The sequence below is a fragment of the Bradyrhizobium sp. STM 3843 genome, assembly GCF_000239815.1.
Taxonomy (GTDB): domain Bacteria; phylum Pseudomonadota; class Alphaproteobacteria; order Rhizobiales; family Xanthobacteraceae; genus Bradyrhizobium.
The window spans coordinates 13683-25843 of the sequence record NZ_CAFK01000082.1 but is presented as its reverse complement, the minus strand read 5'-3'; the positions used below and the strand labels follow the sequence as shown (position 1 = coordinate 25843).

Below are 12161 nucleotides of genomic sequence, written 5' to 3'. Positions count from 1 at the left end.
TCGGACTCCTAGCTTCGTGCACGCCACTCGTAGACCTCCTTGTCATAAGCCTCCACGAACCCCGCGCGTTGCAGATTGCGGTAGGAATGCTCGAGCATGTGTAGCGTCTCGGAAACCAGGACTTGGCAGCCGAGGCGCTCGGCCTGTGCCACGCGCCTCGCAATCAACGCCTGCTGTGCGCCGCGCCGGCGGTCGCTCTCCGCGGTCGCCGCCATTGCGAGGTAGCCAATGTCCTCGAACAGGCAGAGCACTCCGATCGCGACCGGCCGGTGGCCATCGAACGCCATATAGTGGAAGAAGCCGTCCTTCCCGGCAGACGTCGCATACGTCGGCCAGAGCGTGGACCCTAACTGCTCGCGATATGCCGCGATCTCGGCGCGGCTGACCTCGCGAACCTCAAGATCTGTCTCGGCACGCACCGGTTCCCGACCTTCACGGATGAGCGTCGGATAGCCGGTCCAGGGATTGCGCGCGAAGCCGAAGGCGTCGAGCAGCCTTCTTGCCTCGTCCATGTCCGGTCCCGGGCTGAGCCAGACAAAGAACCGCTGCACCCCATGGTCAGTGAAGAACTCGATCAGGCGCCGGACGCCATCGGCACTCATGCCGTGTTCCGCGCCGCAGAGGTGGACCCGGTTGAGGTTACCGGAGGCGTTCGGCGCCTGATGTTCAGGATCAATCGTGAGATAGGCGTCCCCGAACGGGAGGCCCTGGAAGCGCCTGCCGGCAAGGCCGTCCGGCTGGAGCCGTGTATCCAGCCAAGCCGTCAGCCGTTTCATCCTCCGCGCCAGATCAAACCTGTCCATGCTGTGCACCGAAGCCGCGGCGCACAGTCTGGACGAAGGCTGGAGAAAATTCAAAGTGCTTGGGCGTCTCAGCTCGCGGCCAGCGCCTCGGCCGCGATGTCTTGCGCCGCTTCGCCGCTCTTGATGTCGGCGACCGCCCGCTCGATGCTCTCACGGTAACGCGCCATCGGCGGGCGCACGCCATGCATCAGCAGCGCGCGGCGCACGGTGGGCGAAGCGCCGGTGATGAAGAGCCTGATGCGCTGGCGCTTGGCTTTCGCCGCTACCCGGCTCATGGCGTTGGCGGCGGTCGAATCCAGGAAGGGTACGGCGGAGAAATCGACCACGAAGGCCTTGCGGCGGTCGGCAATGGAATCGAGCACGCTGCCGACCGTCGAAGCCGCGCCAAAGAAGAAGGCGCCGGTGATGCGGTAGATCAGCACGTCCTTGTCGGCGCCGAGCTTGGGATTGTAGGGCACGCGCGCATCGTCGAAGTCCGGGCGATCTTCGGCGACCAGCGGAGTGCCGTCCTCGACGCCGGTCATTTCCGCCATGCGGTGAATGAAGAGGACCGCGCCGAGCGCGAAGCCGACCAGGATGCCCTCGGTGAGGTCGCGGAAGATGGTGAGCAGGAAGGTCGCGAGCAGCACGACGGCATCGCCCCAGGAGGAGCGCAGCAGCGTGACGAATTCCTGCTTCTCGGCCATGTTCCAAGCCACCACGACCAGCACCGCGGCCAGTGCGGATAGCGGGATGTAGCTCGCAAGCGGCGCCGCGATCAGCATGAACGCGAGCAGGAACACCGAGTGCAGCATGCCCGAGACCGGCCCGCGGGCGCCGGCACGCACATTGGTCGCGGTGCGTGCGATGGTTCCGGTGACGCAGATGCCGCCGAACAGCGCCGAGCCGACATTGGCGAAGCCCTGCGCCACCAATTCGCAATTGGAGCGATGACGCCGGCCGGTCATGCCGTCGGCGACCACGGCCGACAGCAGCGACTCGATCGCACCGAGCAGCGTAAACGCAATCGCGTCCGGGAACACGGCCTGCACCTTGGCCAGCGAAAACGCCGGCAGGGCTGGCAGCGGGAGCTCGCGGGGAATGCCGCCGAAACGGGTGCCGATGGTTTCGACCGGAAGATCGAAAGCCCAGGTGATGGCAGCGGCGACCGCCACCGCGATCAGGATGCCGGGCCAGGTCGGCCGCAACCGCTTCAACCCTACGATGATCAGGATGGCCGACGCAGCGAGCAGGACCGCAGAGGTGTTGGCCGTCGGCGCGCCATGCGCCAGCGCGACCAGCTTGGGGATCAGTTCGCCCGGCTCCTTGGCCGTCAGCGTGATGCCGAACAGATCCTTGAGCTGGCTTGCGAAGATGATCACGGCAATGCCGGCGGTGAAGCCGACCGTCACCGGATAGGGGATGAACTTGATGTAGGTGCCGAGTCGCAAATAGCCGGCGATCACCAGCATCATGCCGGACATGATGGTCGCAAGGATGACGCCGTCGAGACCATGGACATCAACGGTGTGGGCCACCAGCACGATGAACGCGCCGGCCGGACCGCCGATCTGGAAACGGCTGCCGCCGAGCAGCGAAACCAGGAAGCCGCCGACCACCGCGGTGTAGAGCCCACGGCCCGGCGACACGCCGGACGCGATCGCGATCGCCATCGACAGAGGAAGCGCGACGATCGCAACGGTCAGGCCGGACAGCGCGTCCGCGCGCAGGTCAGCGAAGCCATAGCCCTCGCGCAGCACCGTGAGCAATTTTGGCGCATAGAGTTCGGCGAAGGTCGGCTCATGCTGCCCGACCCGGCTCCGCGTCCCGCGCTCGCTGGCGATATCCATATCCGCAATGCTCCCGCGATACCGTCCAGCGCCCTGCCCACGCGGCGCGACGGCGACCCTGGACACGATCAGACAACAGCCCATCGTGCCGCGCGACAAGCCTATGATGCGTCGCGCTCTGTCTCGATGTGACGGCCCACGCGGCGGGGCGGCCCCGGCTCTCTCAGGCGAACCCCGCGCCCGCCATCGTCGCTGCGCGCATGCTCGCCAATCAGATCCACGCCCGCACGATTGAACGCGTCGATGACCTTGGTCAGCGTATCCACGACGCCGCGGACATTGCCCGTCGAGGCTTCCATCCGCTGGATCGTCGGCAAGGACACGCCAGCCAGTTCGGCCAAAGCTTTCTGATCTATCCCGAGCAGCGCCCGCGCTGCCCGCATCTGGAACGACGTGATCACGATGGCCTCACGTGACATACACCATAATTGATGCATGAGATAAAGACAATGATGTAAAATACATCATCAAGGGACGTGAAGCAAGCACAAGCCCCACCCTCGTGGGAGGGTGAGGCTTGCACGAGAATGACGGGCGCTGCGGTGGCAATCAGGCCGCGTCGCGATGTGCGGCGATGATGTGCTCGGCGGCGCGGCCCGTCACCTCGGCCATGTGGTCGAATTGGCGGGTGAAGCTGCCGGCGCCGGCGGTGGCCGAGCGCAGTTCGACGATGAGCTCGCCGATCTCCGCTTCCGGCATCATCGCCCGCACGCAATCCCAGCCCGACCAGCCGTCGCGGGTGTCGAACGATAGGATCTGCCCACGCCGCGCCGACAGGATCGCATTGATCTTGGCGGTCGCATCGGTCGGGCAGACGATCTCGACCGTATAGATCGGCTCGAGCAGCACCGGCGCGCACTGCGGCAGCGCCTCGGCGATCCCGACCCGCGCCGCCGTGCGGAACGCAAGATCCGACGAATCGACGCTGTGATAGGAGCCGTCGGTCAGGGTGACCGCGACATCGATCACGGGAAAGCCGAGCGGCCCGCGCGTGAGCCCATCGACGACACCCTCCTCCACCGCCGGGATGTAGTTGCGCGGCACCGCGCCGCCGACCACGGACTCCGCGAACTTGAAGCCCTCGCCGCGCGGCAGCGGCTTGATGTCGAGCACGACGTCGCCGAACTGGCCGTGGCCGCCGGACTGCTTCTTGTGCCGGCCGCGCTGGGTGATGGCTTTGCGGATGGTCTCCTGATAGCCGATCCCTGGCGCATGCGATTTGACATTGACGCCGAACCGATCGCGCAGACGTTCGAGCGCGACCCGCAAGTGCATCTCGCCCTGCCCCCACAGCACCGTGTCATGGGTGCGCTGGTTCTGCACCATCGACAGCGAGGGATCCTCTTCGTTGAGGCGCAACAGCGCCTGGCCGAGCTTGACATCGTCCTTGCGGTCGACCGCAGCGATCGACATCGCCAGCACCGGCGAACACGGCTCGACCTTGGCGAGCGCCGCAGGCGCGGTCTTGCCGGTTGCGACAGTGTCGCCGGTCTTGACCGGGTCGAGCTTGCACAAGGCCACGGTGTCCCCGGCCTCGGCCGCCGCACGCTTGCTGTCATAGCTGCCATTGGCGGCCAGAATGCCGGAGACCCGCGCGGCCTCGCCGGCGGCCGCATGCAAGGTCGCGCCGTCGTCAAGGTGACCGGCGAGCAGCCGCGTCAGCGACAGCTTGCCGCCATGCTGCAGATGCAGCGTCTTGAACACATAGCCGAGCGCCTCCTTCGTCTCCTTGATGCCGAGACGCTTGGCGGTTTCGGCAACGCCGGGCGCCTCATGCCGTAGCGCCTTCAAAAGCCGCAGCACACCGTTCTCGCGCAGCGCCGAGCCGAGCAGCACCGGGCAGATCTGGCCCTCGCGCAGCTCGCGGGCGAGATCGTCGAACACGGCGTCGCGCGGCGGCTGGATGTCCTCGAGCAGCTGCTCCATCAGCGCGTCGTCATGGTCGGCGAGCTTCTCCAGCATCGAGAAGCGCGCCTCCTTCTCGCGATCGAGATCGCCGCCCTCGAGCGCAATCACCTCGGAGGCCTTGTGCTCGCGATAGACGAAGGCGCGCTCCAGCGCGAGATCGACGAAACCTTCGATCAGCTCGCCGTTCCAGATCGGAATCTGTCGCAACACCAGCGGGACGCGCGAGGCCGGCTGCAACGTCGCCAGCGTCTCCCGGATCCGCGCATTGGCGCGATCGATCTTGTTCAGGAACAGGAAACGCGGAATGCCGAGCTCTTCCAACTCGCGCAGGATGATCTGCAACTGCGGCAGCTTCTTCTCGTCCGCCTCGCAGACCACGATCGCAGCGTCCACCGCCGGCAGCGCAGCGCGCATGTCATGCGCGAATTCGATCGAGCCCGGGCAGTCGAGGAAGGTGTAGCTGTCGTCCATGAACGTCGCGGTCGCGACCGTCAGCGCGGTGCTCATCTTGTGATGGCGCGCCTCAGGGCTGGCATCGCCGACGGAGGTGCCGGCATCGACGCTGCCGACGCGAGGGATTGCGCCCGTCCGCGCCAGGATCGCCTCTAACAGGGTGGTTTTACCGCTTTGGAAAGGGCCCACCAGTGCGATGCACCGTGGACCGCGGGGACTTCTGACGTCTTGTCCCATTCGCCGTCTCCTCGATGTGGAGCTCGGCCCTTGATTGGGTCGGCGATCGTCCATGCTCTGCCTGTGCTGCTGCTTTGGCAAGCTGGAAAACGTCGCTGCAATGCAGAGAGCGCGACCCCTCCCTACCTGGGGAGAGGTCATGTTCACAATGAGAGGAAGATTAACGTCCCGGACGCAGTTCCAGGCTTTCGAGGCCGGCAGACACGGCGAGTCCGACCTGCCCCTGCACACTGAGCGGCTGCAGCGCGATCGAATTGGCGGAGCCGCCGATCAGCACGTTGCCGCCGAGGCCGACGCCGACGGCCGCAGAGCCCTGCGCACCGGCGTAGTCACCGGAGAGATCGCCGATTCCGAGCCGGGCAACCGGCGCATAGACCACCCAGGCGAGCGTCGATTCCTCGGTAATGCCGAGATCGACGCCGACTTTCCGGATGGTGGCGATGTAGCGGTCCTCCGGCACGCCGTCGGCGCGCAGCACGCAGCCGAGATGGGTCACCGAGCCGACGATAAATCCAATGCTCGCGCCGCCGCGGCATTCGAGCACACCGACGCGGACGCGATCCATCTGCTGCGCGTTGGCGGCGACGCAACTGCCGGCCATGACGATGGCTGTGAGCCCCGCAAGGAGAGACGAGCGCATGAACAAAACTCCGGATAAAATGAAAGATGTGATGCAGACCCGATGATCAGGACGCGCGATCAGCGGATGTCACATCTATGGCACAACGAAACGCCTCCTGCCAGAAGCCCGCTGGCATATTGCTGCAAATAACAATCAGGAAACATGAACGATGAACGCGCGCGCGGACTAAGTGTTCGCCAAGGCCAAGACATCACCATTGATAACAAGTTTTTCTGAACCGTTGTTCATGCACCCTGCTGAGTCCTCAACGATAGAGTCGTGCGAAATAGGAAGACGGATGGCTCGGACTGCGATGCAGTGGCAGCACCGGCAACAGCTCGACCTCGGCGACGCCGGCGGCGACGTTGAGGCCGGTCTGGCCCTGCAGGCTGATCGGCTGCAGCGCGGCGGCGCGATCCGATCCACCGAAGAGAAAATTGCCGCCGAAACCAACACCGGCCGAGCCATTGGCCGTGAACCCGCCATAACGTCCGCGCAACTCACTGCGACCGAACTCGTTGATTGGTGCATTCACGACCCAGGCGAGCCTGGTGTGCGCGGTGACGCCGAGGTCGAGACCGAAGCGGCGCAGTTTCGCGGCATAGCGCTCGGGGCGGTGGCCGTGGCTGCGAAACATGCAACGCAGGCGCGCCGACGAGGTCACGAAAAAGCCCGCAGCCCTGCGGCCCTCGCATTCGAGGATGCCGGCGCGCATCGGCCTGATCTCGTTGACCGCGATCTCACGGGCCGTGATCTCATGGGCCCTGATCTCATTGGCCCTGATTTCGTGGGTATCGGCGCGCGGCGCGAATACCGCCAGCAACAGGACGAGGCGCTTCAACGCGATCTCCGCAAACGCTACAAACTTGCAACGAGACACAAAGAAAGCGCCATGTTGAAAACATGGCGCTTTCCCGAGCGGAAATTGACCTTTTTGGATTCGAGGAGTCTGTTGCTCGACTACCTCAAATTGCCGCAGAAGCGCTGGATACGCTTGCAGGCATCTTCGAGATCGGAGGTCTTGGTCGCGTAGGAGATGCGGAAGGCCGGGCCAAGGCCGAACGCCGAGCCGTGCACGACCGCGACGCCTTCTGCTTCCAACAGCTCCGTCACGAACGCCTCGTCGTTCTCGATCACCTTGCCGGACGGCGCGGTCTTGCCGATCGTGCCGGCGCAGGACGGATAAACGTAGAACGCGCCTTCGGGCCGCGGGCATTCGATGCCGCTGGCCTGATTGAGCATCGAGACCACGAGGTCGCGCCGCTCCTTGAAGATCTTGTTGTTCTTCGGAATGAAGTCCTGCGGACCGTTCAAGGCTTCGACCGCGGCCCATTGCGCGATCGAACACGGATTGGAGGTCGACTGCGACTGGATGGTCGCCATCGCCTTGATCAGCTGCGCGGGGCCGCCGGCATAGCCGATGCGCCAGCCGGTCATGCAATAGGATTTCGAGACGCCGTTCACCGTCAGCGTGCGGTCGAGCAGGCTCGGCTCGACCTGCGCCGGCGTCGTGAAGACGAACTCGTCATAGACCAGGTGCTCGTACATGTCGTCGGTCATGATCCAGACATGCGGATGCCTGACCAGCACATCGGTGAGCGCCTTCAGCTCGGCCTTGCTATAGGCCGCACCGGTCGGGTTCGACGGCGAGTTGAGGATCAGCCACTTGGTCTTCGGCGTGATCGCCTTCTCCAGCGCTTGCGGCTGCAGCTTGAAGCCGTGCTCGGCGGTGCAGACCACCGACACCGGCTCGCCGCCGGCCAGCGCGACCATCTCGGGATAGCTGACCCAATAAGGTGCCGGCACGATCACCTCGTCGCCCGGATTGATGGTCGCCATCAGCGCGTTGTAGAGCACCTGCTTGCCGCCGACGCCGACGATCACCTGGTTCGGCTTGTAGGACAGCCCGTTCTCGCGCTGGAACTTGGCGATGATCGCCTCTTTCAGCTCAGGAATGCCGTCAACCGCGGTGTACTTGGTCTTGCCGTCCTGGATCGCCTTGATCGCCGCCTGCTTGATATTGTCGGGCGTGTCGAAATCCGGCTCGCCAGCACCAAGGCCGATGACGTTGCGGCCCGCCGCTTTGAGGACGCGCGCTTTGTCCGTGACCGCGATGGTCGCGGACGGCTTCACACGGTCGAGCGCAGCGGCGAGAAAAGGCATCATCAGCTCCTTGAGCAGGCGTCATGGGTCGTTGTCCGGCCACGACGCGTCATGTTGGGGAAACAGCGTATCGTACGGCGTGCCGCGCTGCATCGCAAGAACGTTGGCGCAACCCTGCCAACAGTTTAGGGAACGTTAAAACGGGCCGGCTACGCTGCCGCGCAACATTATTCGGATTTGCCGGCCAAAATGAACGAGATCCTTCGCGCCTTGCGAACCGGCGACTGGCTGACGGCCGCCCGCATCAAGAGCTACAGCGTGATGCTGCTGGGCTTCACGATGGTGGCCGTCGTCGGCTGGATTGCGCTATCCGACCACCTGGTCGACCGCAACGGCAAGCCGATCGGTACCGATTTCTCCAACGTCTATGCGGCAGGGATACTGACCCTTCAGGGCAAGGCGGCCGACGCCTATGACCCGCCGCTGCAGCACGCGGCGGAGAAGGCCGTCTTCGACGGCCGCGACGTGCCGTTCTTCGGCTGGCACTATCCGCCGTTCTTCTTCGCCATTGCCGCCGTCACGGCGCTCTTGCCCTATGCCGGCGGGCTGGCGCTGTGGGTCTTTGCCAGTCTCGCCCTCTATCTCGCTGTGATGCGAGCGATCCTGCCGCGCCCCGAGACCCTGCTTGTCGCCGCTGCCTTTCCGGCCACGTTCGTCAATATCGGTCATGGCCAGAACGCGTTCTTCACCGCGGCGCTGCTCGGCGGCGCGATGCTCACATTGGAGCGCAGGCCCTGGCTGGCCGGTGTCCTGATCGGCCTGCTCGCCTACAAGCCGCAATTCGGCGTGCTGATCCCGCTCGCGCTGGTCGCGGGCTCGCGCTGGTCCACCATCGCAGCCGCTGCCGCCACCGTCGCAGCCCTGGTCACGATCAGCTACCTCGCGCTCGGCCGCGAGGTCTGGCATGCCTTCTTCCAGTCGATGAATTTCACCCAGACCGTCGTGCTCGAACAAGGCGGCACCGGCTGGGAGAAGATCCAATCGGCGTTCTCCGCCGCACGGCATTGGGGCGCTGATATCCACACCGCCTATGTCGTGCAGACGACACTTGCGCTCCTGCTCGCCGCGGGCGTGGCGTGGCTTTGGCACAGCGATGCTGCGTTCGAACTGAAGGCCTCGGCGCTGGCCACGGCCAGCCTGCTCGCGACGCCTTACGTGCTCGATTACGATCTCGTCGTCCTCGCCGTTGCGATCGTCTTCTTCGTGCGCCACGGGCTTGCGCACGGCTTCCGCGACTATGAGATCAGCCTGCTCGCCTGTGCCTGGATCGTGCCGCTGCTGTCGCGCAGCGTCGCCGGGCTCACCACAGTTCCGCTCGGACTGATCGTGATGCTGATGCTATTCGCTCTCACCCTGCGGCGCGCGTCGCTTGATCGCGCGAGCGAGATCGGTGTGCCGGCGCATATCGCGCAAGCGTGATCTTAATTCGACACGCTTTGTACGTAAGTTGTTGCTCGCCGCTGCAGTGCGGCAGTGGTTTTCGACTTTTTCCAGTCCCCGGCTCTTGCAGCGCGCCGCCAACCGCATCATTGTCTGGCCGCATTGCAGGACGATTTGCTATCCTGCTTAGGTATCGTGCGCGTGGGTATCGTGCGCGTGGAGCTCAAACCGAAACGGCCGAATGTACAAGCTCTATTCGATGCAGCGCTCTGGCAACAGCTACAAGGTCCGCCTTGCGCTGGCGCTTCTGAACGCACCCTATCATGCAATCGAGATCGACATTCTGCGGGGCGAAAGTCGCACGCCCGATTTCCTTGCCATGAATCCCAGCGGCCAGGTGCCGCTGCTCGAGGTCGGCGACGGTCGCCACATTGCGGAGTCCAATGCGATCCTCTGGTATGTGGCGGGCGGCACGCCGCTGGTGCCGGAGTCGCGCATCGAGCGCGCGGAAGCGCTGCAATGGATGTTCTTCGAGCAGCATGCGCTCGAGCCGAATATCGGCGCGGCCTATTTCTGGCTCCTGCTGGTGAAGGGCGGCCGCGACCTGCAGACGCACGCGCTGGAGGACTGGATGGAGCGCGGCTATGCGGCGCTGCAGGTGATGGAGAACCACCTCAAGAGCAACGACTACTTTGCCGCCGGCCAGCTCACGGTCGCCGATATCGCGCTCTATGGTTATACGCATGTCGCGGATCGCTGCGACTATGATCTGTCGACGTTTCCGCGGGTGCGTTCCTGGCTGCGGCGGGTGGAGCAGACGCCCGGCTTCGTCACCATGGAGTGGCAGCCGGCCGACCTGGTCGACAGCGCCGGCATCGCCGCCGACTACGACTAGTGACCGGGCGTTCGCGTCCCTCCGCCACCTCAGCGGATGCGGGCTCCGGAACATTGCGCTCCCGCTCGGGCAAAAAGAAAAATAGCGGGTAAAAAATCGCGATTAGCGGGAACAAGCTCCTGCATTGCCCTGGTTTTGCCTTTTTTCACCCCGCGCCGCCGCAATCCTGCCGGGCATTCCCTTAGAATTTACTTCTGCGGGTGATTCGCTCGCGCATGTCCGTGTAAGGGATTCCGGTTCATGGTTCGGTCGCGTTGCGCCACGCTCGTTAGGCTTGCGAGTCTTCCCGGCAACCACCCGTCGCGAATGTCGCGGCGGCCTGGCTCTGGCCCGAACCTGTCCGACGGCGGCTTCCACGGCGAGACGACACTCACGCTGTCGTCGCATCTCACCAACACGGTGGTCGCAATCATCGCGGTCGGCACGCTGTCGCTCTGCGTCAGCGTCACCATCGCCGTCCTCTCGATCAAAGCCAGCCTGTTCGTTCCCACGTAGTTTCAAAGCCATTATGACAACCCATCGCGGTTTTCGCGACAAAAGGCGATGATCGTCTCGCGCGCAGCTCATGGCGATGAAATCAACTGTCGTAATTGTTGCCGTCACACTGGCTCTTGCGATCCTGTTGGCGGCTTCCCTCGTCATCGCCATCGAACGGCGCGGCGAGCTCTCGCTCTGGCCGCTCAGCGATGGCCCGGTGGTTCAAGTCCGCGCCGCTGAGCCGCCTCTGCAACCATCATCCGAGCCGGATTGATCTTGCCGGCTGTGCCGCGTATCGAAGGTTCGTGTTCACGTAGGGTGATGCGAACTGACGATGTCCGAGATGCTCACGATCCGCGCTGTCACGCGCGAGGACTACCAGCGGTGGCTGCCGTTGTGGGATGGATACAACGCATTTTATGGACGTAGCGGCGCCACCGCACTGGCGCCGGACGTGACTGCCATCACGTGGTCGCGCTTCTTCGATGCCTATGAGCCTGTCCATGCGCTCGTTGCCGAAAGTGATGGCGAATTGCTTGGACTTGCGCATTATCTGTTTCACCGCACCACCACGACGATCGCGCCGCTTTGCTACTTGAACGATCTGTTCACGGCGGATGCCGCGCGCGGCAAGGGCGTGGGCCGGGCTCTGATCGAGGCCGTCTATGACGCGGCCCGACGTGCCGGATCGCCGCGCGTCTACTGGCAAACCCACGAGACCAATGCCGTCGCGCAGGCTCTCTATGACAAGGTAGCGGAGCGTTCGGGCTTCATCGTCTACCGCAAGGCGCTGTAACGGCACGCAGCGAACCGTACTGATTCAATCATCCAACTGTCACGACGGCGTAACACGGCAACGCTAGCGTCACCCGGCGTTTGATCAGCCCCCCGTCACAGATCATGCGCCAGCGGTCCCGTCAGTCGCCGCGTCTGACCGGGGCCGCACTTTTTTTGTAAGTTGCGCGAGTTTATGGACGCCATTCAGCGCAGTGCGCAGCAACGTCCTACTTCCCGCCCACCGTTTGCCGCACCTCAAAGCCTTCGAATTGCGGCGGGCCGAGATACATCACTTTGTTGTCGCCGGCGCCCTTGTGCGCGGCGCGGAAGGCTTCCGACTTGGTCCAGTCCTCGAACGCCGAGCGGCTCGCCCAGATCGTATGCGAGGCATAGAGCGTGTGGTCTTCGGCCTCGGGGCCCTTCAACAGATGAAACTCCACGAAACCCGGCACCCTCTCGAGATGGCTGTCGCGCGACGCCCAGACCTGCTCGAAGGCGGCCTCCGACCCCTTGGCGACACGAAAACGATTCATGGCGATGAACATGCTGATCTCCTGCATCCGATGATGGCCGCGGAGTTGGAGTAGCAGATTTTGCGATGGCGCGCGCCCGCAGGA

General features: G+C 64.3%; 12 protein-coding genes. 4 read left to right on the top strand and 8 right to left on the bottom strand.

From position 1 onward, the window contains the following. Nucleotides 1-8 precede the first annotated feature (8 nt). From BRAS3843_RS10970 to BRAS3843_RS10940, 7 genes are all read right to left on the bottom strand, one after another. Nucleotides 9-803 (bottom strand): hypothetical protein, encoded by a 795-nt coding sequence (locus BRAS3843_RS10970; RefSeq protein WP_008968933.1) that lies wholly within the window; start codon nt 801-803, stop codon nt 9-11. 68 nt (nt 804-871) lie between these two features. After that, entirely contained in the window at nt 872-2632 is a 1761-nt protein-coding gene (locus BRAS3843_RS10965; protein WP_008968932.1) for a SulP family inorganic anion transporter, read from the bottom strand. Between the two features lie 101 nt (nt 2633-2733). Further along, entirely contained in the window at nt 2734-3033 is a 300-nt protein-coding gene (locus BRAS3843_RS10960) for a helix-turn-helix transcriptional regulator (RefSeq protein ID WP_035981403.1), read from the bottom strand. Between the two features lie 148 nt (nt 3034-3181). After that, nucleotides 3182-5230, bottom strand: coding sequence for an elongation factor G (locus tag BRAS3843_RS10955; protein WP_008968930.1), 2049 nt, complete (start codon nt 5228-5230; stop codon nt 3182-3184). Nucleotides 5231-5390: 160 nt separating this feature from the next. Beyond that, nucleotides 5391-5870, bottom strand: a complete 480-nt coding sequence (locus BRAS3843_RS10950) for a DUF992 domain-containing protein (RefSeq protein ID WP_008968929.1) — start codon at nt 5868-5870, stop codon at nt 5391-5393. Nucleotides 5871-6117: 247 nt separating this feature from the next. Beyond that, a complete protein-coding gene (locus BRAS3843_RS10945; protein WP_008968928.1) occupies nt 6118-6693 on the bottom strand; it encodes a DUF992 domain-containing protein in 576 nt (191 codons plus the stop codon). Between the two features lie 119 nt (nt 6694-6812). Further along, nucleotides 6813-8015, bottom strand: a complete 1203-nt coding sequence (locus BRAS3843_RS10940) for a pyridoxal phosphate-dependent aminotransferase (protein WP_008968927.1) — start codon at nt 8013-8015, stop codon at nt 6813-6815. A 189-nt stretch (nt 8016-8204) separates the two neighbouring features. Here BRAS3843_RS10940 and BRAS3843_RS10935 point away from each other — a divergent pair, with 189 nt between their 5' ends. The 4 genes from BRAS3843_RS10935 to BRAS3843_RS10915 all read left to right on the top strand — a co-directional run bounded on the left by BRAS3843_RS10935 (nt 8205) and on the right by BRAS3843_RS10915 (nt 11563). After that, nucleotides 8205-9434, top strand: a complete 1230-nt coding sequence (locus tag BRAS3843_RS10935) for a glycosyltransferase family 87 protein (RefSeq protein WP_008968926.1) — start codon at nt 8205-8207, stop codon at nt 9432-9434. Nucleotides 9435-9636: 202 nt separating this feature from the next. Next, nucleotides 9637-10290: a glutathione S-transferase family protein gene (locus BRAS3843_RS10930; RefSeq protein WP_008968924.1), complete on the top strand. Its 654-nt coding sequence runs from the start codon at nt 9637-9639 to the stop codon at nt 10288-10290. 240 nt (nt 10291-10530) lie between these two features. After that, complete coding sequence (locus BRAS3843_RS10925) at nt 10531-10785, top strand: hypothetical protein (RefSeq protein WP_035981396.1); 255 nt, start codon at nt 10531-10533, stop codon at nt 10783-10785. A 316-nt stretch (nt 10786-11101) separates the two neighbouring features. Next, nucleotides 11102-11563 carry a GNAT family N-acetyltransferase gene (locus BRAS3843_RS10915; protein WP_008968921.1) on the top strand — a complete coding sequence of 154 codons (462 nt, stop codon included), beginning with the start codon at nt 11102-11104 and terminating at the stop codon, nt 11561-11563. Between the two features lie 208 nt (nt 11564-11771). Here the strand turns inward: BRAS3843_RS10915 and BRAS3843_RS10910 are convergent, their stop codons facing one another. Then, nucleotides 11772-12089: an antibiotic biosynthesis monooxygenase gene (locus BRAS3843_RS10910; RefSeq protein WP_008968920.1), complete on the bottom strand. Its 318-nt coding sequence runs from the start codon at nt 12087-12089 to the stop codon at nt 11772-11774. Between the last annotated feature and the right edge of the window lie 72 nt (nt 12090-12161).

Excerpts from the sequence above, each read along its gene's own strand:
- BRAS3843_RS10950 (WP_008968929.1), bottom strand. The coding sequence starts at position 5,870 with ATGCGCTCGTCTCTCCTTGCGGGGCTCACAGCCATCGTCATGGCCGGC.
- BRAS3843_RS10925 (WP_035981396.1), top strand. The coding sequence starts at position 10,531 with ATGGTTCGGTCGCGTTGCGCCACGCTCGTTAGGCTTGCGAGTCTTCCC.
- BRAS3843_RS10910 (WP_008968920.1), bottom strand. The coding sequence starts at position 12,089 with ATGTTCATCGCCATGAATCGTTTTCGTGTCGCCAAGGGGTCGGAGGCC.
- BRAS3843_RS10935 (WP_008968926.1), top strand. The coding sequence starts at position 8,205 with ATGAACGAGATCCTTCGCGCCTTGCGAACCGGCGACTGGCTGACGGCC.
- BRAS3843_RS10915 (WP_008968921.1), top strand. The coding sequence starts at position 11,102 with ATGTCCGAGATGCTCACGATCCGCGCTGTCACGCGCGAGGACTACCAG.
- BRAS3843_RS10940 (WP_008968927.1), bottom strand. The coding sequence starts at position 8,015 with ATGCCTTTTCTCGCCGCTGCGCTCGACCGTGTGAAGCCGTCCGCGACC.
- BRAS3843_RS10955 (WP_008968930.1), bottom strand. The coding sequence starts at position 5,230 with ATGGGACAAGACGTCAGAAGTCCCCGCGGTCCACGGTGCATCGCACTG.
- BRAS3843_RS10970 (WP_008968933.1), bottom strand. The coding sequence starts at position 803 with ATGGACAGGTTTGATCTGGCGCGGAGGATGAAACGGCTGACGGCTTGG.
- BRAS3843_RS10965 (WP_008968932.1), bottom strand. The coding sequence starts at position 2,632 with ATGGATATCGCCAGCGAGCGCGGGACGCGGAGCCGGGTCGGGCAGCAT.
- BRAS3843_RS10930 (WP_008968924.1), top strand. The coding sequence starts at position 9,637 with ATGTACAAGCTCTATTCGATGCAGCGCTCTGGCAACAGCTACAAGGTC.